The following is a 25,260-nucleotide window of genomic DNA, read 5'->3' on the forward strand; positions in this document are numbered from 1 at the left end:
TTTACTTTTATTTGCGAAGTGGAACTTCGCTTCACAGATTACAGTCCAAACTTTGCAGAAAGCTCCAGCATTCTTTCGATTGGTTTACGAGCATCGGCCAACATTTTAGCTGGAAGATTTATTTCTGGCGTTTCGTCTCTCAAACACAAATATAGTTTTTCGAGTGTATTTAGCTTCATGTGTGGGCAATCAGAGCATGCTTTGCACGAATGTCCATTTTTTGAAGTAGGGGCTACATAAAATTTCTTTTCAGGAGCAGATTTACGCATTTGGTGCAAAATACCCGACTCAGTAGCCACAATAAATTCTTGTTGTGGACTATTGATTACATGTTTCAAGAGACCAGTTGTTGAGCCAATATAATCTGCCAATTTCAATACCGATTCTTCGCTTTCTGGGTGAGCCACCACTTCGGCATTTGGGTGCTTAGCTTTCAAATCAGTAATCATTTTCCCTGAAAAAGTCTCGTGAACCATACAAGCACCGTCCCAAAGCAACATATTTCGGCCAGTTACTCGATTGATATAGCCGCCTAAGTTTTTATCGGGAGCAAAGATTATCTTTTGGTCTTTCGGGAAACTCTCAACTATTTTCACAGCATTACTACTTGTACAAACTACATCAGTAAGCGTTTTTAGCTCGGCTGAACAGTTTACGTACGAAATAACAATATGGTCAGGGTGCTGGTCTTTGAATGCCTTAAACTCAGCGTAAGGAGCCGATTCTTCGAGCGAACAACCTGCATTAAAATCTGGTAAAACTACTTTTTTGTTTGGCGAAAGAATTTTGGCTGTTTCGGCCATAAAACGCACTCCCGCAAAAACAATCATATCAGCATCGGTTTTGGCTGCTTGCTGCGAAAGCCCCAAGCTATCGCCAATGTAATCAGCAATGTCTTGAATCTCGGCAATTTGGTAATAATGAACCAACAAAACTGCATTTTTTTCTTTTTTCAACCGAGCGATTTCGGCAACATAATCAATTTTTTCAGCTACCATCTTAAACTATGATTTATCAGATTTTTATGATTGTTTTTGATTTTTTTAAATAGAAACTATTTTGATTTTAGAATGAGTAAGAAACTCACGATAAAATATTATAATCAATATTTTGTGTTTTTGTGGGCTATGGACTATCGACCGTGGACTAAACTATTTACAAGCAAACTCCCACGTTTTATACATGTTTACACTGCCGAGTTTGTCCAAATATGATTCTTTGATTTTATTTCCTTTAAAATCATATTCAAATGTACGAACACTTATGACTTGATTGTTATAGAAATAATTTTCTTTTGTCATATTGCCGTTTGCATCGTACTCGTAGGTGAAATAATAATCAATTTGCCCTTTACCGTTGAGGCGAGTTTTTAGAACAAGTTTGCTCTTTGCATCATATTCGTGCTTTGTTTCAGCAAAAACTACGTTATTCCTCAAGGTTTTATCTCTTGCTAAATTTCCTGCGGCATCATACACAAAATCGGTTTGAGTCATGACTTTATCTGTGGCATCGAAATGCACCTCTTGGGTGATTTTTCCTTGAATATTATAAGTTTTTGTATCCGACATCAAAATCTTTCCCGATGGGTCTTTCACTTCTTTTTTCAATAGTTGACCTTTGGTATTTATGCTTGTAATTTCTCGTATAGTTTCAGTTTTTCCATCTTCGGCATAAAAAATCTGTGTTTTTTGAGTTCCGTTTAATGACGGTGTATTGACTGAGAGAAGATTTACCCCAGCATTGATAGATTCGTTCAATAATTGCCCATTCTCATCAAAGCTTTTCTTAGTCACTTTCTTTATATCACCATTTCGTTTGTAAGTAATAACGGTGTTATTTCCTGCGGCATCGTATTCGTACGTATATTCTTCTGTATAATTTCCCGTATTTTTGCTCGAAAAATTACTGGTTTGTTTCAGAATTCGACCTTGAGTGTCATACGTTTTTGTAAACTCTTGCTCTTTTACGCCTTGACGGAAAAATGAATAACTGGTTTCTGGACAAGTGCCAACGGCTTGTAAATCAACTTGTGCGGTTGCGAAAAAAGGAATAAAACCTAAAACTATTTTAATGAATTTCATGTCTATTTGAATATTGTGGAGCGATTCTCAAAATCGCATAGTTATATTTTGATATTTCAGCCTTTATTAATACGAAATTACTACTTTTAGCACAAACATTACAATTGAATATTATTCAACGGTAAAGATTATATTATTTAGACAAATTTTAAGAAATACGTAACACAAATTTTAACGATTAGGATGACAACAAATTTTCTAAAACACGCTTTTTTGACAATTATCATTAGCATAATTGCCTTAGGGTGTGGCGATACGGTATCAAAAAAAACATATAAATCGCCTGATGAAGAGTATGGTGAGTTATTCAAGGAAGTACAATTAAAAGCAGTTTTTGCTGATTCAAAAACTTTCCCAGATTGCCTGCCTAAGATAAAAGCAGAGGAAGTTATGAAAAAATATGAAGAGCAGAAAAAGTCTAAAAATTTCGACTTAAGAAAATTTATTTTGGAAAATTTCACGATGCCCTCAAGCGGAAATAATAATTATGTGAGTAATCCGAATAATACAGCTGAGCAGCATATCAATGAATTATGGTCGGTTTTGACTCGAAAACCTAAAGATATTGGCGGAACGCTTGTGCCGTTATTGAAGCCTCATATAGTGCCTGATGGCAGATTTAGCGAAGTTAATTATTGGGATAGTTATTTTACGATGTTGGGTTTACAGGTTTCGGGAAGAGACTCTTTGATGTCGAATACGGTTTTGAATTTTGCCCAATTGATTCAAGATTTTGGTCATATTCCGAGTGGAAATCGTAGTTATTATTTTAGTCGTTCGCAGCCACCTTTTTTTACTTCGATGGTAAAACTTTTGTCTGAAATGAAAGGGCATGAAGATAAATTAGTGCAAACATTACCGCAAATTCAGCGAGAATATCAATATTGGATGGCCGTTGAAAACGGTGGCGAAGATGCTCAAAAACAAAACGAAGCTCGTAAAAAAGGCGATAAAGCCTACCGAAAAACGGTTTTTATTGGAAAAGATGGCATGCTCAATCGTTATTATGATGACAAAGATACCCCACGCCCCGAAGCCTACAAAGAAGATATACTGATAGCGAATAAATCGGGCAGAAAAGTAAATCAAATTTACAGAGATTTGCGTTCGGGAGCAGAATCTGGCTGGAGTTTTTCCAGCCGTTGGCTGCGTGATGGTCAAAACCTCGCAACAATTCATACAACCGATATTCTACCAGTTGATTTGAATGCCATACTTTATGATATGGAATTGACACTTGCAGCCATTTATAAAGCCAAAAATGAACCAGAATATGCAAAAAGCTTAGAACAATTGGCCAACAAACGCAAAGCTATTTTTGATAACTATTTCTGGAATGAAGTAGCAGGTTTTTATTTTGATTATGATTTTGTGGCAGGAAAACAAACCGATGTATATTCGTTGGCGGCGGTTTATCCATTGTTTTTCAAAATCGCCACACCAGTCCAAGCCGAAAAAGTTGCGAAGGTTTTAGAAACCAAGTTTTTGCAAGCAGGAGGCTTAATGACAACTTTAAATCAAACAAATCAGCAATGGGATGGAGCAAATGGTTTTGCACCTTTACAATATTTAGCTATTCAAGGTTTACGAAACTATGGTTTCAATGATTTAGCTAATAAAATCAAGCAAAACTGGGTTTATAATAATCTCAAAATTTATAAAGCTACTGGCAAAATGGTTGATAAATATAATGTTTCTGATTTATCGGGCGGAGAATATCCTCGCCAAGATGGTTTTGGCTGGACGAATGGGGTTTTATTAAAATTGCTTTCTGAGAAGCCTTGAACTGTTTACCACGGAGGCACGTATTATACGAAGAAACACAGAGCATATTTTCCATGAACTCTGTGCGGGCGGCGAACCGCTTCTCAGTGCCTCCGTGGTAAAACGTTTACTTCACCCCAGCATTAGTCAAATCCTTATAGCCGCCGCCAGTTAGGTTATAAATGTACTTAAAACCAGCTTGTTGCAAGATTGATGCAGCTTTACTGCTACGTCCGCCTGCGGCACAGTAAACAAAAACAGGCTTATTTTTATCTAACTTTTCGATTTGTTGTTTAAATGCAGCATCATTGTAATTAATGCAATTTGAAGATGCAATTTTCCCAGCTTCCCACTCTTGAGGTGTGCGTACATCAAGTAGTTGAGCGTCTTTGGTGGTTTTTACTTTAGCAATAAATTCTTGTGGAGTAAGGTTCGTTGTTTGTGCTTTTGAACTACCAAATGAACCAATAAGAAAAAAGAGAATAAGGTAAAACGAGTTTTTCATAGTTAGAGATTGAGTTTATAATTCCAAAAGTATTGAAATATTCTACATTTCACAAAAAAAGAGCAGAAACCATTGGCTTCTGCTCTTTTTGTATTTAGACGATTCTGGAGAATCGTGTTACAATTTATCTCAATTGGAATTGAACACGAGTATTAGATTTTTTACCGTCTGGTGTAGTATAATCTGTACTTGGGTCTTCATCTCCTTGACCTTCATAAGTCATACGAGCTTTGCTGATACATTTTTTCTTCAAGAAATAAGCGTAAATCGCACAAGCACGAAGCTTAGCCGAACGAAGGTTTGTTGCTGAACTTGCTCCATCGTTGAATGCTGAGATGTGTAAGATACTATCTGGACATCTTTGCAATAATGAACAAACTCTGTCAAGTTTTTTGTATGAAGCTGGTTTCAATTTGTTTGTACCGCTATAGAACTCTATTCCTTGAGCTGCGAAAGTCAACTCATCTAATTCTGATTGTGAAATTTCGCAACCACTTGCAGTTCTATATCCTTTCGGTACTAATTGACCATTTACATAACCTTCTGGACAACCATCATTTGAGGCTAAACCAGCTAAGTCTGGACATTTATCTTGTGCATCTGCTACACCATCTTTATCACGGTCAGGGCAGCCTTTTGCCGAAGCCACACCTTTGATTGTTGGACAAGCATCATCTTTATCAGCAATACCGTCACCGTCAGTATCTGGGCAGCCATTCAATGAAGCAGGACCAGCCTCATTAGGGCAAGCATCATCTTTATCAGCGATACCGTCACCGTCTGAATCTGGGCAACCTTTCAATGCTTTCACGCCAGCAACATCAGGGCAAGCATCATCTTTATCAGCTACACCATCTTTGTCACGGTCAGGACAACCTTTCAATGCAATTGTACCAACTTGTGTTGGACACTCATCATCTTTATCAGCGATACCATCACCGTCAGTATCTGGGCAACCTTTCAATGCCATTGGGCCAGCTTGAGTTGGGCAAGCATCATCTTTGTCAGGAATACCATCGCCGTCAGTATCAGGACAGCCTTGGAATTTACGTAAACCTTTTTCAGTTGGACAAGCATCACAACGGTCAACAACACCATCTTTATCGCCATCTTTATCACCAAAACGGTAAGAACCAAGTAAGTTAGCTACTAAGTAACCATCGTTATATGCTTTTCCGTTTGGTTCAAATGCTGTACCCGTTCCAAGAGCAGTTGTAGAAAGTTTCGTGCCGTCTAAATAGTCAGAGAAAGCATAGCGGTAGCCAACTTCAGCTCCGATAGTCCATCTTTCTGCAACGTTATATTTCAAACCAACCCCGAAAGGAAGAACCAAAGCAGCTTTTTTCAAATTTGCTTGGTCTTGGTCAAATAAACGTGCAACTACATACTTACGAGGATCATCATCTTGTAGTGACGCATTTTGTGCAGTGACAGTTGGATTTGTGAAAGCAACACCTACTCCACCAAATAAGTAAGGAGAAAGTGTTCGGCGGAATGTTCCGTCACAAGTATATTTTCTTTCTTTTAAAGGGTAGAATTCTCCTAATAAAGATAATTCGGTTAGAGGTGTTTTGAATTTCAAACGGCGATAGTCCCATCTGCCATCTGGTTGGTCAAGGTCATTTCCTGCTAAACGACCAAATAGAATTTGAGCTCGTGCTGCAAAATAATCATTGATGTGGCGACGAACAAAAGCACCAATCATAATACTGTTAGCCGAAGCATAAGGCTTGCTACAGTGCATATCACCAAAATACTGATTGACACCAAGCGGAATACCAACTTCCCACTTATAAGGTTTACACACCTTACAAGAATCTTGTGCCTGAGTTGTTAGCGATAAGGTCAATAACGCTACAAAAAGGAATGTTACCTTCTTCATGTTGGGGGAATTTTATTGTTTTCTTCTAAGAAATAATATTAAAATTGGACTAATCAACGGATTTCAAGTCACAATCTAACTGTAATCTTTAGCAAAGAAAAAAAAAAATGAGAGAAATATCTACAAAAAACTATATTATTTATCCAAAAATGATTAATCGGCCATTATTTGTTCAATCAATAATTCCGGCCAAGTCAATAATGAAGGCATATTCCATCGCTACTTCTTTAAGTGAGGCAAATCTGCCAGAGGCACCACCATGTCCAGCTTCCATGTTGGTGTGCATTAATAAAATATTATTGTCGGTTTTCATTGTACGGAGTTTAGCAACCCATTTAGCAGGCTCAAAATACTGTACTTGCGAATCATGCAGACCAGTTGTTACGAGTAAATTAGGATAGTCCTTTGCCTCGACGTTATCGTAAGGCGAATAAGATAACATATACTCATAAGAATCCTTATTTTTAGGATTTCCCCATTCTTCAAATTCGCCAGTTGTTAGCGGGATTGTTTCATCGAGCATTGTCGTTACGACATCGACAAATGGCACGGCTGCCACAACACCACGGTACAAGTCTGGTCGAAGATTAATGATGGCTCCCATCAGAAGCCCACCCGCACTGCCACCGAGTGCAAAAAGTTTTTCAGAGCTACAATATTTGTTTTTAATTAGAAAATCCGAACAATCAATAAAATCATAGAAAGTATTCATTTTCTTGAACATCTTTCCGTTTTCGTACCATTCTCTCCCCATTTCTTGTCCACCTCTGATGTGGGCAATGGCGTACACAAAACCTCGGTCAAGCAAACTCAAGCGACTCGAACCAAAAGTTGCATCAGTCGAATAACCATAAGAACCGTAAGAATATTGTAAAAGTGGTGCTGTTCCATCAAGCTTTGTTCCTTTTCGGTAAACTATCGAGACAGGTACTTTTGCTCCATCACGCACAGTCACGAAAACCCTTTCTGAAACATAGTTTTCTTTATCAAATCCCCCCAAAACAGTTTGTTGTTTCTTTAATTCCTTGGTTTGAGCGTTCATATCATAATCAAATGTCGAATTTGGAGTAGTCAAAGAAGTATAACTGTAACGAAGAATATTAGTATCGAAACTTGGGTTTGAGCCAATGTTTGCATCGTAAGCGGGTTCGCCAAAGTTGAGGTAATGCTCTGTCTTTGTTGAATGATTAATGATACGAAGCTGGCTAAGACCTTGATTTTTCTCTTGAACGACTAAATGATTTTTGAAAACCTCAATTCCTTCTAAATAAACCTCTGGACGATGCTCAATGACGGTCTTCCATTTTGATTTATCGCTGGTTTCATACTCATTAACTTCCATCAATTTGAAGTTAAAAGCGTTGTTAATATTGGTTTTTACGTAAAACTTATCTTCAAAATGCTCAATATCGTATTCGTGTCCACGCTCACGAGGGAGAAAGGTTTTGAATTCGCCCGTTGGATTTTCAGCCTCTAAAAGTTGATATTCGGAAGCAATTCCGTTGTGGTCACTACCGATGGCAATATACTTTTTCGATTTCATTCGGTAAAGACCCATGTAATATTGGTTATCTTTTTCTTCATAAACCAAAACATCGGTTTTTACGTCAGTTCCCAAAACATGTCGCCAAACCTGATAGCCCAGCAGGGTCTTTTGGTCACGGAGTATATAAAAAAAGGTTTTGTTATCAGCCGCCCAAGCGTAGCTTCCACCTTCTGTATTTTTAATTTGGTCTTTATAAACTTCGCCAGTTTTCAGATTTTTGAATCTCACTGTGTAGTTGCGTCGGCTTATGGTATCGACTCCATAAGCAATGATTTCATCATTATCCGTAATCTCGTAGCCACCGATGCTAAAATACTTTTTGCCTTTCCCCATTTCATTGCCATCAAGCAGAATTTCTTCTGCGGCATCGAGTGGGTGGCATTCCACGTTACCTTTTTTTCGACAATAAACAGGATATTCTCCTCCTTCTACATATTTTACATAATAAAAGTATTCACCATCTTTTACAGGAACTGATTCATCTTGCTCTTTGATTCGGCCCTTCATTTCCTCAAAAAGCTTTTCCTGTAAAGGCTTTATTGGCAACATTACTGTGTCTAAATACTGATTTTCTGCATTCAGATATGCAATCACATCAGTATTTTCAGGGTCATTGAGCCAATAATAATTATCAATGCGAGTGTGGTTGTGGGTAATTATTTCTTTCGGTTTTACTTCTACAGTTGGGGCGATTAAGCCTGCGTTCGTCATATTTGGTTGGATACTCATATCTTGAAAATAGTTTTTACAAATAATCATTTTTTGAAATGGTAATCTCAAAAAATTCAACAAAAGTAAACGATATTTTCTACCATTGGGTCAAAAATATTTTGAGTGAGATTACTGTTTTTTTGAAAAAATAAAGACATTTTGTGGAAAAATAAAAAAATAACGATTTTTACAATTAATATTACAGGTAGAATCCGAAATTGTCATCTATACAAATTATAACCATCAATAAATCTAATGAAAAAACAGAGTTTTGCGATAATCGTCTTAGTAATCATTGCTGCTCTTTCTTCGTTTAAAATAAAGAGAGATAGCCTCGAAGAAATATTTATCAAAATCAATCAGGATGTGCTTTATCGTGGGCGTTCTTATGAGACACTCGGCGATGCTACTTCAACCATTGGCCATCGACTTACAGGCAGCACCAACGGCAAAAAAGCAGAAGAATATGCCTATAAGCTATTTAAAGAATACGGCTTCGTTGATGTAAAGTACCTGCCTTTCGAAGTGGAATCTTGGGCGAGAGACACCGTAAGTTTGGCAATCGTGCCAAAGGGAAGCGATAACTTCCGTGATGTAGAAGTGGTAGCCTTGGCACATTCGCCAGTTTCTTCACATTTACAAGGGCCAATTGTTGATTGTGGCGATGGAATTGAATCTGACTTTGAAAAAGTAAAAGCCGAAGTAAAAGGAAAAATTGCGTTGTTTAATATCAACATTCAAACACCCGAAAATAAAGGAAAGAAGAATTTGCATCGTTCCGAAAAAACAGCTTTGGCCATCAAATACGGAGCTACGGGCGTAATTATTGCAAATGCTGTTGATGGTGGAGTGCTTTTGACAGGAACAGCGTCAGTAACTGGTGAGTTGATTCCGATTCCAGCGGTTTGTATTTCGGTAGAAAGTGGTAAAGCGATTCGCAAATGGATAAAAGACGAACCAAATTTGTTGGCCGTGATAGATATGCGAAATTTCAGCCGACCAATTAGAGCCAGAAACGTAATTGCGACGCTTCCGGGAAGCTCGAAAAAATATAAAAAAGAGAAAATTGTTATCGGTGGCCACTTAGATTCGTGGGATTTGGCAACTGGGGCAATGGATAATGGCATCGGTTCATTTACAGTCTTGGATATTGCCAGAGTTTTCCAATCGCTCAATCTTCGACCAAAACGTACCATCGAATTTGTGATGTTTATGGGCGAAGAGCAAGGCTTACTTGGCTCGAAAGCAATGGTGAAAAAATATAAAGAAGAAGGAAAAATCGACCAAGTTCAGTTGATGGTTAACCTTGATATGGTTAATAACGCCAAAGGTTTCAATGCGATGGGGCGACCAGAGTTGCAAAAGTTTTTTGATGAAATCGGTGCAAAAATCAAGGAAATTGATTCGACTTATACAAATACAAATCGGAATTCTGCGGGTTTACATTCTGACCACCAGCCATTTATGATTGAAGGTGTGCCAGTTTGTTCGCCATCGGGAAACTTCCCAGTAAAAGCTTATAATTGTTACCACGCAAACTGCGATAAATTTGATTTGATTGATAAAAAACAAATCGGAAACAATGTTCGCTTTACGGCAATGATGCTTTATGCGTTGGCAGAAGCCGAGGATTTACCCGTGAAAAAAATGAACGACCAAGAAACCAAAGAGTTTTTGATTAAACAAAACCTCAAAAATGAATTGATTATTGGCAAAGATTGGCGTTGGGAACAATGATAGTAAGAATGATTTTTTAAATGCAATATTCAAATGGTTGTTCAATCGAAAACACTAAAAGAGGTAATTCTCGAAGAACTTGGAAAGCAAGCCGAATATCGGTTTTCGGCGAGTGCAGTGGAGTATTTTGCCTTGATAGAAGACTTAGAGGCAAACGAAATAACTGTTGAATTTAATGGAAAAGAAATCATTACATACATGAGTCAAGCAACCGAAATACACGAATTATTGGTAGGTAATCTCGTAGGAAACCTTTATATCCAACTACTAAAAAAGGGGTATGAAGATTTCAGAGTTTATGGGAGTAATCGCCCAGTTTATGCCACCGAATGTCAAAAAGCTTTCAATGCAGATGTATTGGTGGTGAAAGGTGCTACCGAACTTTATCCAAGAGAAAAACAAGTAGCAGCAACTCTAAATCCAAGAATCGTGATAGAGGTTTTATCAAATTCAAATGAAGGAATTGGCTTTTTGGAAAAACTAAATTGTTACAAAAAAATAGAATCGTTGAAACAAATTTTGTTGGTTAATCAATATGAACCAAAGGTGTCGTCTTACATTAGAATTGACGAAAACGAATGGCTCAACCACGAATACGATGGCTTGGATAAAAATATTAAAATCGAAGATTTTACGCTTTCGGCCAATGATATTTATAGGAATGCTTTTGATTAAGCAAAGTATAAATCACTGATAAACAACATATTAAAAATAAATAGGATACAAACTTATGCTGTCAAAAACCTTCGGGGCTGCTGTTTATGGAGTAAATGCCACACTAATAACCGTTGAAGTGAGTGTCGTACAAGGCACAGGAATGGCAATTGTGGGGCTGCCCGATGGAGCAGTAAAGGAAAGTCAACAACGAGTAGATGCCGCACTGAAAAACTGCAATTATCAGATTTCTCGTCAAAAAACGGTCATCAATCTCGCACCTGCCGACATTCGTAAAGAAGGCTCGGCCTACGATTTACCAATGGCGTTGGGACTTTTAGCGGTTTCGGGACAAATCAGAACTACCAAAAGTTTAGAAGAATACGTTATTTTGGGCGAATTGGCCTTAGATGGCACACTTCGCCCAATCAAAGGGGTTTTGCCGATTGCCATTGAAGCTCGCCGAAACAAACTCAAAGGCTTTATACTTCCTGCCGAAAATGCAATGGAAGCCTCTATCGTGAATACCTTAGATATTATTCCTGTAAATACACTCACTGAAGCTATTGAGTTTCTGACAGGTGCAAAAGAAATTGAGCCATTAGTCACCGATACCAGAGATATTTTCTTTAATTCGGTTGGGGAATACGATGCTGATTTCTCGCACGTACAAGGGCAAGAAAACATCAAGCGAGCCATGGAAATTGCCGCCGCTGGTGGACATAACGTAATTATGATTGGCCCCCCAGGTGCAGGAAAAACGATGCTTGCCAAGCGTCTGCCGTCAATTTTACCACCTCTTACGCTTCACGAAGCACTCGAAACAACAAAAATTCATTCGGTAGCAGGAAAGTTGGGGGTTAAAGCTTCTTTGATTGCTCGCCGACCTTTTCGCTCACCACATCATACGATTTCGGATGCTGCTTTGGTTGGAGGAGGAAGTTTTCCACAACCTGGCGAAATCTCTTTGGCACACAATGGCGTTTTGTTTTTGGATGAATTACCCGAATTCAAACGGACGGTTTTAGAAGTAATGCGTCAGCCACTCGAAGAGCGAAAAGTGGTAATTTCTCGCACCAAACAAGCAGTTGATTTTCCTGCCAATTTCATGTTGGTAGCAAGCATGAATCCTTGTCCGTGTGGGTATTATAATCATCCCGAAAAACCATGCTCTTGTCCGCCTGGCACGGTTGGGAAATACCTCAATAAAATTTCGGGTCCACTTTTAGATAGAATAGATTTGCACGTTGAAGTTACGCCTGTAAGTTTCGACCAAATTGCATCAACTCGCAAAAACGAAACATCAGCCGAAATTCGAGAACGAGTTATCAAAGCCCGAGAAATTCAGACAAAACGTTTTGAAAACTATTCAGAAATACACTCAAATGCCATGATGCCACCCGAAATGGTGAAAGAAATCTGTGATATTGGCGACGCAGGAAAGGCACTACTTAAAAAAGCAATGGAACGCCTCGGACTTTCGGCACGTGCCTACGACCGCATTTTGAAAGTAAGTCGCACAATTGCAGATTTGGCAGGAACTGAGGAAATCAGAATCGAGCATTTAGCCGAAGCAATTCAGTACCGTAGTTTGGATAGGGAGAATTGGGCGGGGTAAAATTTATAGTTAAATATGTTATTTGTGTCTATTTAACCTATAAAAACTATTCATTTAAAAAAATAATTGACGTTTATATGTAAGACCCCTGCTCAATAAATTATTCTTAAACGTATTTAAAAATTGGGTTTTGTTACTTAAACCAAACTTTTAGATTAAAAAATCTGCCTCAAATTTCATACTGGTTATCAAAAATAATTGATAACCAGTGTAAGGCATAGGTAATCTTATTCCTCTCTTCTCCTACTTTCAATTAATTACAAAATTCAAATACGCTAATTTTAGCACATTCAGTGACTTCAATACTTACTGAGCAGATTTGCTATATGGTTTTGATATTTAAGCCCTTTATTATATCAAGGTAAATTCAACAAGCCTTTTAATAAATATATTATGATTTTTAATAGGTTCATCGTGACTTAAACTTCAATATAAGAGTCAAATAAAATCACAAATGTTTATTGAACATGTGATTGCTTGATATATACTTATTAAAGATGACTTTTCCTTACTACAAATCCATCACAAGACTATTTGGTAGAAGTTTGACTATGGTCTTGTTTCTGCTATCCACAAGAGCTTTGAGTCAAAATTACCCCGTTACTTGCACTCCCATTATCAAGCCAAACTACTCTCTAAAATGGTCAGAGATTAGTACCAATAATGAGATGTTCAAAGTGCATTTATTGCTCAAAGACCTGACCAAACCTTCGGTGGATGTGTATCTAAAAATACGTTTGTCGGGCGTTGGGGTCGATATTCGCACCGTAGATGGTTTTATTCCGAGCCAGACCATCAAATTGCTCCCAGGAGAATCAAGAATGCTAACCGCCAGTGATTTAGCCGAGTATTTCAATATATCCAATTTGGTTGTGGATGGGGTGGACATCAGTGCTTTATATAATGGTGGACGTTTGCCTGAAGGACTCTATACTTGGACAGTCGAAGCCTACGAAATTGACCGTAACCGACAAGTATCGAATACAGGAATGGCCTTGATGAATGTTTTTAAAAACTATCCGCCCATCATCAATATTCCGCAGGAAGGAGCGATTCTGCCCGTTACAACTCCCCAAAATGTTTTGTTTTCTTGGACGAGTCGCAGTACAGCTTCATTGAATGCTGCCCAAGGAAAAACCTATAAACTTAGAATTTACCCCCTCAGCGGAACGCCGCCCGATGGCGGTGATGACCCCAATGTGGTAGCCAATAGTGGTATTCAACCGATTGAAATTACTACTACAACACCATATTTCAATTACGGAGCAGGGAGTATTCCGCTGGAGAAAGGCAAACGTTATGCCGTTCAGGTGCAAGAATTAGATGATACGAATGCGGATGATTATGAAAATGAGGGAAAAAGTCAAGTGGTTACTTTTAGCTATGGCAAGCCTTGCGTAGCCCCCGAAGGTATGGTGATTAATCCAATTGGCAAAGGAAGAGTAGAGTTGACCTGTGAAGCCACTGCCGAAGATACCGAGACTTATCCCATCACGGCTTGGTATAAAACACCTAAGACTTCGATTTGGAAATCTGTACCTTTCAATGGTAACAGTGCGGTCATTAGTGGATTGAAAGATAAAACAGACTATGAGTTTAAGCTGAGTTCAGCTTGTGGAGATAATACCAACACTATGGCTGCACTTCGTGAAGGAGATATACTCCCTTCGGGAGACCCAAGTATTGAGCCAGAAATATTTAAGATTAATGATTCGGAGTTTGATGAAGAAGACCCTGAAATGATAGACCCTGCTATTCTTGACCCTTATACGATTAGTGTTGAAATCAATACCGATGGTACGACAAGACCTGTGGAAACATTAGATGGAATATTCAATAAAATCATCAAACCAAAATGTGTGATGGATGCCGATGCTTATGCTGAATGTAGTCCTACTCATCCAGATGCTCCTGCCATTACAGGTACGATTGAATTAGATGCTCTTGCGGTAGGTGATGTATTGGGTATTTACGATTACGCTGTTTTAGTGACGGCAATTGGGGGCGGCAATACACTTTCGGGGAAGGGGCTTGTAAAGCTACCATTTTTAGATAACTCTTTCATGGCCATTGAGTTTTCTGGAATCAAAGCAAAAAAAGGTGAAGCAGGTACACAAGGTGGCTGTGTATATGAGGTGGGGGATTATTTCCGCACTCGCCCAATCAGCAATGCTGACTTACAAAATGAGCAAGTCAGAACCATTGCCGATATTATTAAACTCACCGAACCTACGGTTTTTCATGGTGACTTAGAGGTAGCTATAAAAAAATACCAAGAAAAAGGTAGCGAAATAGCGAGCAAAGGAACAGCTACGCCACAAGAAAAACAGGATTTATTGACTTATACCAAAGGTGTTGAAGTAGCCATTGGCACTTGGAAAGATAAGTTTTCTGAGGTTTTTGGTTCGGGCGAAACTGACCCTAAAATAGCAGAAATCTTAGGCGATATGACCGCTATCTTGACCCAACTCAATGCCGATAAACAAACCATTGAAGGCGGAACGCCGCCCGCAGGAACAAGTTACCCGACTATTCCTGATTTAAAAGCAAAGATTGATGCCATTATTGAGAAAATAAAGGCATTACATCAAGAAAATACCCCTAAACCACCAAGAATACAAAATGTAATTGTCGCTGACATAGGGACTAATCAATCAACTATTGTTTGGGAAGGCGACCCAAGATTTACTAAATATGTAATCAGCTACAAAACTCCCAATGGAGGAGAATTAATAGAGACAGTAGATAGTAAAAACAGTTTATACGTTAAAAAACTACAGGAAAATAGCCAATATGAGTTTAAAATTGAAGCTTACATCGGCAATAAAATAGAAGATACCTACTTAAATGGAAAATTCAGTACACTTAAAAATATATTGCCCAAACCTGAAAATGTTAAAATTGTACAACTTGACAAAAATTCACTTAAACTTTCTTGGGATAAGAATAAGTTACACGAAAGTTATAGATTAGTGTATAAAGATAAAGCGGGATTAGAAAAGTTTATCCCAATAGGAAACAAAAATACGGTAACATTAGAAGATTTAGATTCCGAACAAATATATGATTATGAATTAGTTGCAGTGGGTAACAATCTAACAAGTGATGCAACTTTGGGTAATTTTAATACTTGTAAGGCAATAGCAAAAGTACTTTACTACGATAGAACACTGCTCAAAAATATTTGGACAACCAACCCCATCTCAATAATTAGTGGGGACGGGATAACATTACAGCTAACAGGATGTAGTGGTTCCGTAACTTGGAAGTCATCTACAACCGATATTAATGAATCAAGTCCTACTTTTTGCCCCTCTAAAAGTAGTGTATATGTCGGCATTTGTGGTAATGATGGGTGTCAATCAGACCCTATTACGGTTAATGTCACCCAGCCAGAATGTACTACTGAGACCAAACTTACAACTCCCTCCAATATTGTAAAAAAAGGAGACAAAGTCCTCTTATTAAGCACTTGTCCATATAATGCAACTGGTTCTCTAAGTTTTATAGATGTAAATGGCAATTTTGGGTCCGCCTATTCAGACATGATAATCAATAGCAAAACTACATTTACCCTGAGTTGTACAACTCAGTATGGTGGTTTTTGTGGATATAATACCACTTACACAAAGACTTGTAAAAGTGAAGTAACGGTCGATGTCTATTTGCCATGTGAAAATTATTTTGGAGTACCTTTTTCTGTGAGTAGTTCTAAAACAAACAATATAAATATTGGAGAAGAAATTACGCTAAAGGCGACAGGCTGTCCCACTACTGTTAATTGGAATAATGGAAAAACAGGGCCAATAATTACCGTTAAACCAACTGAAACCCTTACTTATGTTGCATTATGTAGTAGGGCTCCTTTAACACCCTGTGGTGATGTAGTTAAATTAAATGTAAATTCATTTAAGATTTTAGCCCAGCCTTTAAAAGACTCATATAAAATTGCCGAAAACATCACACTTACAGCACAAGGTTGTGGTGATAAGGTCAAATGGAGTACAGGAGAAGAAGGAAACTCCATTATCGTACAACCAGTCACAAATATTACCTATGAAGCTGTATGTATGGATAAAAAAGCAACTCAAAATATAAAAGTTGATAAGTTTTTAGCTCCAGAAATTGTTTGTGAAGACTTTAAACCTAAAGCTACTCCAACGACTATCTTTAAGGGTGAGTCTAATACCGTTAAATTAATTGGAGATGGCTGTACAAACGGGAAAGTCATTTGGAAAAACAAAAGTACAGGAACAATAATTAGTAATTTATCACCAACAGATGCTTCCGTAATTTTAAGTAACGCAACTACATTTATTGCTACATGTAATAAAGTAGGATTTTCTCCCTCAGTGATAGAAGTACCGATTAATGCCACACTAAGAAATTTCCAGTTAACGGCTTCAAAAACACAGATTCCTTATGGAAAAACACAACCTGTTATCCTTACAACCAGTGGGTGCATTGGTGGAAGTGTATTTTGGTCTGATGGAGAAGCTCAAGGGCAAGCTGTAAGAACGGTAAATGTTAGTCCTCCAAAAACATTTCAAGCTACATGTAAGGGTGAAGACTTTGAGGCTACCAAAACGGTCACTATTAATGTTCAATTGACGGGTTCTGGTGCTGTATTAGCAGGTACACAAGGCACATGTCCTAAAAATTTTGGTATTAATTTTTATAAAAATGCAACCGATAAAAAGCCTTATTATGGCTTTCCTGTCGTAAAACCTGGACAAGAAATAAGGTTGGAGGTAGTGGGTTGTAATACAACTCCTATTTGGTCTTGGGATAACCAGTATAGTATTAACACCTCCATAAAAACAAAACAAAATGACCGAGTTACTTATTATACTGTTAAATGTGGCAGTACCTGCTCTGCTTTCATTGGGGTTACGGCTTTTGATTGCGAAGGTTGGCAAAATACAACAAAGGAGGAGTCATGGCCTGTCAATGACATTATTGACTTAGTACCAAATGTTTCATGTCCAGTTACGGTAAGTTGGTATAAAAACGAAGGCACAGGTTTTAACTATTATGGAATTGAAGAAAACGAACGTGGTGGAATTGGTGTACGTGTGACTAATACAATAACTACCTACAAAGCAGTTTGTAGTATTGATGGGGTCGATTGTTCTTTAAGTTATACAATAAAGCCTAAAATTAACGCTACAAATGATGCACCATTTGAAAGCCCAGTTGCTGCGGCAAGGGTTTCCAACGCCACAACTACTTGCAGCGAAACAAAAATACAACTTAAACAGGCAATGGCGGGCTATATTGCAGGCCTATTATGTGCTGATATTAATTTGTTAAAAGATGAAGATGGTAAAGTTTCAGTTGATAAAGTAGCACAATTCTTACCAAAACTCGAATCAGGGTTGAAAATAGTTGGCACTTACCAGCTCCCTGCTAACAAAGAGGCAATAATTAATGCAATTGTAAACGGTAATGCTGATGAATGTGATTTTGGGAATGCAGCCGAGTTATTAGCAAGTGCATTCGAAGGAGATATTCCAATAAGCGATTATAATGAGAAGACAAAGACTTCCTCAGAAGTAAATGATAAATTATTACAAGACTATCTTGGTAAGAAATACATCATTGACTTACCAGACCCTGATACAAAAACAACAACTAAGAACTATAAAATAGGTAATTATCTGGTAAGCTTTTATGTAGATGTGGTAAGGAATACCGCAGGTAATTACATCATAAATGGAAAAGAGTATAAACCTTTAGTTTATGACGGTAGTAACGGTTTTGCGGGCTTTTATGATATTAATATTCTGCCAAGCATCAAAAAAGATGAAAATGGCAAGTATCTGACCGATGATTTGAATGCCAAAGGTGGTTGGCTTTTGCCTGCCTCCCAATATTATGAATTTAAACCATATCAGCCATTTTTAGAGAATACACTCGCCGAATTACAGCCTAATTTCTTAGATTCTTTTGAATCATATTGGAACACCCTACATAAATGTACCACAACCCAACTGAGAGCCTATGACAACGGAATAGTGCCTGAGTGTTTTTGGAAAGGAGTTGGCAACCCCAACTTTGCACAATTGGCGGGTGTTATTGATGAAACCTATCGGACAGGGGTAAGTTTTGGGCAATTTGGCAAATTCGTAATGCCACTTAGTAATATAGACGACCTACTTCGTGATTACCTATTGGGAATTACCTGTGAAGATGAGTTGTGGGATAATATCAAGAAAATAGACAAACTCGAAGATGAGATACGCAAGCTTGATTATGATAGTGAGCTTATCAATTTTGTAGTTGATAAATGGAAAAACGAACAAATAGAAACACTTGCCGAAGACATTAGTGCTTGTGAAGAATACATAAAATTCAAGAAAAAAGTACCCATATATGCCGATATTGTATTAAACTGGGATAAATGGGCGAGTGGGTTTGATGCACTCCATGCCAATATTGATAAATACGTTGAGACTTTTGCCAAAGATTTAGGTAATGTAGGCACGCTAAACGATTTACAGAATTATGCTATCGGCAAGCGGATGTTTGAAGTCGGTAGTATATTTGCTACTGCTGGTGGAGCAAGCCCTGCCGAAGTAGGAGTAAATACCTTAAATAAACTCCCTAAGCTGCCTAAAAATATACCTTTACGAGCAATTGAGCGTACAGCCACCGAAGTTAAAGTAATTGCCGAAGGCCAAACAACGAGTTTGTTTACTGTTAGTAAAGAAGGAGTATATACCTCAGAGCGTTGGTTTACAGGAACAGGAGCAACAACGAAGCTCGATGAAGTGACAAATGTTCATTTCATGGAAAGAGGCAGTAGCTTTAAAACAGGTACAATTGAATTTGTTGAAGACGCCAACGGAGAAGAGTGGCTAAAAGCCACAACAACAGCCTCTCGTTATGCCAATTACCCAAATATTCAGAAATTAGCTACTCATGTACTTGATGAAGTTGATAATTTGGCAGATGATTTATTAGCTAAGTTAGAAACAGATTTGACAGGTAATGATGCATTGAAAACCGCTTTTGAAAGTGATGCAAGTTTAGTAAATGCGTGGGGAAAATATAAAACGACAAATATAGAACTATTAAAAAAACTAAAAATAGATAATATAGTTGAATTTAGCCTTGCCGAAAAAAATGCTTTTGAGCAAACTCTTGATAAATATTTTATTGGCTGGAAAAATAACTCAAATTTCAACAATTATAAAGACGATATAGAGGGGTTATTAAATTATAACATGAGTAAAGGTATCGGAGGAGTACAAATGGAAGACGTTGGTGGAGTAGTCGTAAACGAGTTAGCCAATTCAAACGGAGAAACTGTACTTAAGAACTTAAAAGCAACAGAATTTAGAGGTACTACGCAAACAGCAATAGCCGAATTAGACTTTGTTAATGTGAAAGGTAATAAAGTGTCGGGAGTATATTCGGCGAAATATGATTATAAAAAAGTGAATATACCAACTTATAAAATAAAGTTAGAAAATCTAAAGAGTTATATACAACCAACCGATGTAACAAAGGTTGAAATCAGTTGGGATGGGGGTAAAATGTCTTTAAATGATTTCCAAATGCAGTATTTAAATAATACAGAATTAGCGTCTATTTCTGGTAAAGGTGTTGTATTAAAAAATTCGGCTATTATAAATAAGAATGATTATTTACAACTGCCCCTTACAAAAGATGAATGGTTATTAGAATTTACAAAAGCGATTTATAAACGTTATTAAAAATGAACATAGATTTTTATTATTTAAAATGGTCAGAATTGTCGAGACTTTCTAACCAAGAGTCATTAATGGATACTATTTTGTACTTTAATGATAAAGGGGATGTTGCATCAAACTATGATTGGATTGAGGATATATCCCAATCAGTTGAAGTTTCATTACAAGATTTACAGAGAAGAGATGAAGCCTACATATGTTTCAATTATAATCGAGAAGCTATTGAAAAACACTTTTCTATTAATATTTATCATAAAATAAGTTTTATTATTGAAGGGATTATTGGACAAGAAAATTATGATGAAGATATATTCTTTGAAGATTATCCAAAAGAATTAGAAGAAATACAAATCCGTCCATATTTTATAGCATTTAGCCCTATAAAAATTAGAAAAATTATAGATGCTTGGGAAGAATTTGACTATATGAATGAAATAAGTAAGGTATATATTCAACCTTGCTCTTTATGTTTAAATAAAATTGAAAATTTTTTACAGTTTAGTAATTATATTAAATCTTGGGTATATCTATTAAAACAGATAAATAAAAAAAATGAGTGGGGGCTTTTACTTAATTGGTAAACCTCCGAATTGGGACAACTTGGATAAAAGCCACAACAACAGCCTCTCGTTATGCCAGTTACCCAAATATTCAGAAATTAGCTACGCATGTACTTGATGAAGTTGATAATTTAGCCGATGATTTATTATCCACTTTAGAAGCAGATTTAGCTGGAAATAATGCTTTAAAAACTGCTTTTGAAGAAGATGTGAGTTTGTTGGATACTTGGAAAAATGTACAATATTCTACCAACTCAAGAAAGTTAACTAAGTTTTTACAAGCATTAAAAGAAATAAAAGCAAATATTCTTTTAAAAGACCATATTAATTTTGGAAATATAAAAGTAATTGTCAAAGATTCTCGAACAGGAGCAGTTATTAGAGAAGAATCCTTTTTGCCTGGTGGTGGAACACAAATCCAAAATGGGCAATCTGCAACTGTAAATGTGAGTGGATTTCATAATATCAATAATTTAGGGGCAAATGTAAGAGAAGTAGCAGGTAGTAAAGTGATTGCAGGGACTTTGCCAGACGGAACAGTTATTTACAAGGCTAATATTGAATTTCGAGTAAAAGAATTAGACCAATTCAATCCTAATGGAACACTTAAGAAAGAAGGTTGGAAAGGAAAAACAGAGCCAAGTACATATTTTCCTTCAAATTGGGATGATAATAAAGTAGCGGAAGTTGTTGCAGATGCCTACTCAAATGCTGTTTTTTCTGGTAGAAAATGGGTTGGTACAACCTCTGACGGAGTTATAATTGAGGGGTATATTGATAATTTAACAAATAAAAATATTACATCGGCATATATAAAATTCTAAGTATAATGACAAAAATAAAATACCATATTGATTTAGATAATTTTCCTGAGATAAAAGTAAGCGAAGAAAACATGCTTTTATTTTATTTTCTTTCAACATTTAGAGAGACTCAAGATATATTGAAAATATTAAATATACTAGAAAAAGTAAAAGGGGGTAATTTCGTACATGAACCAACAGATATGTATGATTATTCTACTACTGCATCAGGAATGATTATTTTGGGAAACGATGTCGAATTTATTAATCCAGACGATGAAAATGATAAAATTAATCTAAGTATTGATGAGTTTCAGAAAATAACTGAAGATTGGGCTGTTTCGGTAAACAATTATAAGATTAAACACAAGGATAATTACCATATTGATATTCAAAAACGAATAGAAAAGGGAAATGAATTATTAGAAGAATATCTTCAAAAAAATAGACGCAAACTGGAGTAATACAAATAGTTGAAGATGCCAACGGAGAAAAATGGCAAAAAGCCACAACAACAGCCTCTCGTTATGCCAATTACCCAAATATTCAGAAATTAGCTACGCATGTTTTAGATGAATTAGATAATTTGGCAGATGATTTATTAACTACTTTAGAAACTGATTTAGCTGGAAACAGTGCTTTAAAAACTGCTTTTGAAGAAGATGTGAGTTTGTTGGAGGTATGGAAGAATGTAAATCACCTAAATAGCTTTAAAGGGGAAAGTAAATTTTTGCAGGCTTTGAAAAAAGTAAAATTAGAATTTAATGACCTAATTGATAAGCATATTTTTAGAGGAGATATTAAGAAAACCTTAAATGCAGATGGCACAACAACTTTTGGTAATGCAGGAGGTGGGCATCATATTAGTGCGGTTAATAGTAATCCACCATATCGTACAGGAGATATTCAGATAATAAGTACCGCAAATAGTAATACTGCAAATGGGTTAAAAGAATGTAAAATTAGAGTTTATGATGAAGATTTATATTTGTATCATCAACGAAATTATAACCCAAATACCAATGTGCCAGACCCTACTTTTTGGGGTTGGAAAACTAAAAGTAGAAATTCTACTCTGTTTCCTGACAGTTGGACAAAAGGTAAAATGCAGGAAGAAATTGCTTTAGCTTGGTCTAATAAAGGTAGTGCTACCTCAATCGGTAATGGTGCTTATGTATATGAGGGGGTTTGCTCTGAAGGGTTTAAGATTCAATTTTTAGAACGTAATGGCGTAATAGAAACCATATTTCCTATACTATGAAGTATTTTATTGAAAAACAAAAAATAAACAAAAAACAAGTAAGCTTTTCGGGTATAAATCACTCAGAAGAAGTAGCGTTATTGTTCAATTATTTATTAACTGATAAAGAAAAACTTAAATCGAGTTTAATCGAATTAGAGTTTTTAATGAGAGCCTCTGATGAAGAAATCTATAAAATTATAAGTGATGGGAGTTCAAATTATGATTACGAAAATAATTACGAATTTAAGCCTTCATTAGAGTTTTCGGTAGATGGATGCAATTCTTGGGTTTCATGTATGAAAGAAATAACCGTTTTATATTACAATAATTTAAATGATGTTGAAAAAGAAGAAATTGAAACAGTTGATTTTTTTAAATTTTTAAAAGAATGGGTAGTTGGATAAGCTTGGTAGTGTTCCAAAGGTGGGGTTATTAGTATTTTGAGCGTTGGTTTACAGGAACAGGAGCAACAACGAAGCTCGATGAAGTGACAAATGTTCATTTCATGGAAAGAGGCGGTAGCTTTAAAACAGGTACAATTGAATTTGTTGAAGACGCCAACGGAGAAAAGTGGCTAAAAGGAACAACAACAGCCTCTCGTTATGCAAATTACCCCAATATTCAGAAATTAGCTACGCATGTTTTAGATGAGTTAGATAGATTATTATGGGATGATGCAATTTTAAGTAGCTTAGAAGCGGATTTAGGCAAATCCACTTTAAAACAAGCACTTGAAGGAGATTTAGATTTACTATATTTATGGCAAACAAGTAAACAGACAACGCTTGCAAATTTAACATTATTAAAAAATCAGTTACAAAAAATAGGTTATTCAGATTTTAAAACAATTGATTTCCTTAAAAATGCAGATGGTACTTATTATGGAAGTAAACTTATTTATGCCGATGTAACAACCACTTCGGATGCTATTATAAATGCTTCTATAACCAAAGATGATACAGAATTAAGATTTTTGGAAGAAATTTGTACACAGTATAGTACAAAGGCTTATACACCAGTAAGTATTAATCAACCAGCAGTTGATGGAATATTACAAATAAATTCGGAGTTCATACAGTTAAAAAGCACTGGTTACAGTCAGTGGGTGCCAAATGTAAATTCTGCTTATAAAAGTGCTGTTAATAACGGATATAAGAATGTAGAACTTTATGTCGAGTTAAAAGATATGTCAGTAAGTCAAATCACAACGCGTTGGCAAGTATCAATAAATCAAAATAGTTTTAAAATTAAAAATGATGGAACAATATCAAAATTTACCGCAAAAGGAACAGATGGTTGGGTAGATTTAGACTTAACTTTACTAAAATGATACAAGAAGGGGAATATATAGAAAGTGAATTTGGTTTAGGAAAAGCATTCTTGAGGGATGGTAGGCATTCGGTATTTGATATTGAAATACTTATTGAAAACTATGATAAAAAAGGGCTTAATGCACATTCGTTTCCAGAGGACTTGATTGATAGTATTGTAAAATTTAAAAAAGCATTTTCTTTTTTAAATTTTACTGAGATGTGGTTAAATAATGAATTGTTCTTTATAGAAAAGAGCTGGTTTAAATCTGATGAAAATATAGATATGAGTAAGATTTTTGGTAATTACAATAAGGAAAAGTTAAAATCAATTTTTAATGACGACTTAGGAGAGCATATCATAAATCTATCAACTATAATGCCTTTTAAAACAGTTGAGATGCAAGATTCTGAAATAAACAGCGAAAGTACTGGAGTTATACTTTTTGATAACAGAAATGAAAAAATTCAATTGATTTTAAGTTTTGAGTGGAATTTTGGAGCAGAGTGGTTTTATAACAAATACAAAGAAGAAAACATAGCAATTGTAAGAAAAGCAATTATAGATTTCTATGAAAGCAACCCTAATTATAAGGAATTAAAAATTGACTATCAACTATATGGTTTTGATTTGGAGCTGGAAAAATACACATCAAAGGAGGTGATTGTTAAAAAGAATTTAGGATAGAGTTATTACTTCTTGATACCCTAATTTTAAAGCTATTTATTTAGTAGTTAAATCAAAAGAGAAAAATTATGAAAAATATCTTTGAGGAATTTATAGGGTTGAAGGTACATGCAATGATTCATTACTATAATCAAAATAAGTTGTCAATTAGTTTTGAAAATACAAATAAATATTTGGTATTTCATGATTGCCCATTAGTATTTGATTCTGGTATAATAGGGAAAATTGTAAAAAATTTAAACGATTATAAGGGAGAAATGAGTTTTGTTATAGTTTTTAGAGAAATGAACTTAGATGTTGATGAATATAACTTTTTTCTGATAAAAGGAGATGGAGAAAAGGAACATTTTCAAAATGAAATAAGAATTGCTTATAAAACTATTGAAGTAGAAAGTATTGATTAATATGGAAATATTACAAAGCTTAAAGGGGAAAAAAAT

At 36.1% G+C, this 25,260-nt stretch carries 18 protein-coding genes; 13 read left to right on the plus strand and 5 right to left on the minus strand.

From position 1 onward, the window contains the following. Positions 1–38: 38 nt before the first annotated feature. Together nadA and ABR854_RS24760 are read right to left on the minus strand one after the other, a co-directional pair. Positions 39–998 (minus strand): quinolinate synthase NadA, encoded by a 960-nt coding sequence (gene nadA, locus ABR854_RS24755; RefSeq protein ID WP_350268545.1) that lies wholly within the window; start codon positions 996–998, stop codon positions 39–41. 153 nt (positions 999–1,151) lie between these two features. Further along, positions 1,152–2,081: an RHS repeat domain-containing protein gene (locus ABR854_RS24760; protein WP_350268547.1), complete on the minus strand. Its 930-nt coding sequence runs from the start codon at positions 2,079–2,081 to the stop codon at positions 1,152–1,154. Positions 2,082–2,264: 183 nt separating this feature from the next. On the opposite strand from ABR854_RS24760, the gene treF reads away from it, so the two are divergent. Then, positions 2,265–3,866 carry an alpha,alpha-trehalase TreF gene (gene treF / locus ABR854_RS24765; protein WP_350268548.1) on the plus strand — a complete coding sequence of 534 codons (1,602 nt, stop codon included), beginning with the start codon at positions 2,265–2,267 and terminating at the stop codon, positions 3,864–3,866. Positions 3,867–3,972: 106 nt separating this feature from the next. Here the strand turns inward: treF and ABR854_RS24770 are convergent, their stop codons facing one another. From ABR854_RS24770 to ABR854_RS24780, 3 genes are all read right to left on the minus strand, one after another. Further along, positions 3,973–4,350 carry a rhodanese-like domain-containing protein gene (locus ABR854_RS24770; RefSeq protein WP_350268549.1) on the minus strand — a complete coding sequence of 126 codons (378 nt, stop codon included), beginning with the start codon at positions 4,348–4,350 and terminating at the stop codon, positions 3,973–3,975. Between the two features lie 124 nt (positions 4,351–4,474). Then, positions 4,475–6,232 carry a DUF6089 family protein gene (locus ABR854_RS24775; RefSeq protein ID WP_350268550.1) on the minus strand — a complete coding sequence of 586 codons (1,758 nt, stop codon included), beginning with the start codon at positions 6,230–6,232 and terminating at the stop codon, positions 4,475–4,477. 172 nt (positions 6,233–6,404) lie between these two features. Next, positions 6,405–8,537, minus strand: a complete 2,133-nt coding sequence (locus ABR854_RS24780; RefSeq protein ID WP_502881236.1) for a S9 family peptidase — start codon at positions 8,535–8,537, stop codon at positions 6,405–6,407. Positions 8,538–8,744: 207 nt separating this feature from the next. On the opposite strand from ABR854_RS24780, the gene ABR854_RS24785 reads away from it, so the two are divergent. The 12 genes from ABR854_RS24785 (at position 8,745) to ABR854_RS24840 (ending at position 25,224) form a co-directional block, all read left to right on the plus strand. Beyond that, on the plus strand, positions 8,745–10,226 hold the full coding sequence (locus tag ABR854_RS24785) for a M20/M25/M40 family metallo-hydrolase (protein WP_350268551.1): 1,482 nt from the start codon (positions 8,745–8,747) through the stop codon (positions 10,224–10,226). A 33-nt stretch (positions 10,227–10,259) separates the two neighbouring features. Beyond that, positions 10,260–10,901: a Uma2 family endonuclease gene (locus ABR854_RS24790; RefSeq protein WP_350268552.1), complete on the plus strand. Its 642-nt coding sequence runs from the start codon at positions 10,260–10,262 to the stop codon at positions 10,899–10,901. 55 nt (positions 10,902–10,956) lie between these two features. Then, the gene (locus ABR854_RS24795; protein WP_350268553.1) at positions 10,957–12,498 is read left to right on the plus strand and encodes a YifB family Mg chelatase-like AAA ATPase; all 1,542 of its coding nucleotides are present in this window, start codon (positions 10,957–10,959) and stop codon (positions 12,496–12,498) included. Between the two features lie 581 nt (positions 12,499–13,079). Continuing rightward, positions 13,080–20,219: a fibronectin type III domain-containing protein gene (locus tag ABR854_RS24800; RefSeq protein ID WP_350268554.1), complete on the plus strand. Its 7,140-nt coding sequence runs from the start codon at positions 13,080–13,082 to the stop codon at positions 20,217–20,219. 2 nt (positions 20,220–20,221) lie between these two features. Next, a complete protein-coding gene (locus ABR854_RS24805) occupies positions 20,222–20,797 on the plus strand; it encodes a hypothetical protein (RefSeq protein ID WP_350268555.1) in 576 nt (191 codons plus the stop codon). Beyond that, positions 20,791–21,600: an EndoU domain-containing protein gene (locus tag ABR854_RS24810; protein ID WP_350268556.1), complete on the plus strand. Its 810-nt coding sequence runs from the start codon at positions 20,791–20,793 to the stop codon at positions 21,598–21,600. The genes ABR854_RS24805 and ABR854_RS24810 overlap by 7 nt, the downstream gene beginning before the upstream one ends. Positions 21,601–21,605: 5 nt before the next feature. Further along, positions 21,606–22,043, plus strand: a complete 438-nt coding sequence (locus ABR854_RS24815; RefSeq protein WP_350268557.1) for a hypothetical protein — start codon at positions 21,606–21,608, stop codon at positions 22,041–22,043. A gap of 122 nt (positions 22,044–22,165) precedes the next feature. Next, positions 22,166–22,840, plus strand: a complete 675-nt coding sequence (locus ABR854_RS24820) for an EndoU domain-containing protein (protein WP_350268558.1) — start codon at positions 22,166–22,168, stop codon at positions 22,838–22,840. Next, the gene (locus tag ABR854_RS24825) at positions 22,837–23,226 is read left to right on the plus strand and encodes a hypothetical protein (protein ID WP_015028706.1); all 390 of its coding nucleotides are present in this window, start codon (positions 22,837–22,839) and stop codon (positions 23,224–23,226) included. Before ABR854_RS24820 ends, ABR854_RS24825 begins: the two co-directional genes overlap by 4 nt. Before the next feature lie 101 nt (positions 23,227–23,327). Beyond that, the gene (locus ABR854_RS24830) at positions 23,328–24,152 is read left to right on the plus strand and encodes a hypothetical protein (RefSeq protein WP_350268559.1); all 825 of its coding nucleotides are present in this window, start codon (positions 23,328–23,330) and stop codon (positions 24,150–24,152) included. After that, positions 24,149–24,820 (plus strand): hypothetical protein, encoded by a 672-nt coding sequence (locus ABR854_RS24835; protein ID WP_350268560.1) that lies wholly within the window; start codon positions 24,149–24,151, stop codon positions 24,818–24,820. Before ABR854_RS24830 ends, ABR854_RS24835 begins: the two co-directional genes overlap by 4 nt. A gap of 68 nt (positions 24,821–24,888) precedes the next feature. Next, positions 24,889–25,224: a hypothetical protein gene (locus tag ABR854_RS24840; RefSeq protein WP_350268561.1), complete on the plus strand. Its 336-nt coding sequence runs from the start codon at positions 24,889–24,891 to the stop codon at positions 25,222–25,224. Positions 25,225–25,260 lie beyond the last annotated feature (36 nt).

Source organism: Emticicia sp. W12TSBA100-4 (assembly GCF_040253585.1).
GTDB lineage: Bacteria > Bacteroidota > Bacteroidia > Cytophagales > Spirosomataceae > Emticicia.

Bases quoted from the DNA above. Each gene is read 5' to 3' on its own strand.
- nadA (WP_350268545.1), bottom strand. From the start codon at position 998: ATGGTAGCTGAAAAAATTGATTATGTTGCCGAAATCGCTCGGTTGAAA.
- ABR854_RS24760 (WP_350268547.1), bottom strand. From the start codon at position 2,081: ATGAAATTCATTAAAATAGTTTTAGGTTTTATTCCTTTTTTCGCAACC.
- treF (WP_350268548.1), top strand. From the start codon at position 2,265: ATGACAACAAATTTTCTAAAACACGCTTTTTTGACAATTATCATTAGC.
- ABR854_RS24770 (WP_350268549.1), bottom strand. From the start codon at position 4,350: ATGAAAAACTCGTTTTACCTTATTCTCTTTTTTCTTATTGGTTCATTT.
- ABR854_RS24775 (WP_350268550.1), bottom strand. From the start codon at position 6,232: ATGAAGAAGGTAACATTCCTTTTTGTAGCGTTATTGACCTTATCGCTA.
- ABR854_RS24780 (WP_502881236.1), bottom strand. From the start codon at position 8,537: ATGATTATTTGTAAAAACTATTTTCAAGATATGAGTATCCAACCAAAT.
- ABR854_RS24785 (WP_350268551.1), top strand. From the start codon at position 8,745: ATGAAAAAACAGAGTTTTGCGATAATCGTCTTAGTAATCATTGCTGCT.
- ABR854_RS24790 (WP_350268552.1), top strand. From the start codon at position 10,260: ATGGTTGTTCAATCGAAAACACTAAAAGAGGTAATTCTCGAAGAACTT.
- ABR854_RS24795 (WP_350268553.1), top strand. From the start codon at position 10,957: ATGCTGTCAAAAACCTTCGGGGCTGCTGTTTATGGAGTAAATGCCACA.
- ABR854_RS24805 (WP_350268555.1), top strand. From the start codon at position 20,222: ATGAACATAGATTTTTATTATTTAAAATGGTCAGAATTGTCGAGACTT.
- ABR854_RS24815 (WP_350268557.1), top strand. From the start codon at position 21,606: ATGACAAAAATAAAATACCATATTGATTTAGATAATTTTCCTGAGATA.
- ABR854_RS24825 (WP_015028706.1), top strand. From the start codon at position 22,837: ATGAAGTATTTTATTGAAAAACAAAAAATAAACAAAAAACAAGTAAGC.
- ABR854_RS24830 (WP_350268559.1), top strand. From the start codon at position 23,328: ATGGAAAGAGGCGGTAGCTTTAAAACAGGTACAATTGAATTTGTTGAA.
- ABR854_RS24835 (WP_350268560.1), top strand. From the start codon at position 24,149: ATGATACAAGAAGGGGAATATATAGAAAGTGAATTTGGTTTAGGAAAA.
- ABR854_RS24840 (WP_350268561.1), top strand. From the start codon at position 24,889: ATGAAAAATATCTTTGAGGAATTTATAGGGTTGAAGGTACATGCAATG.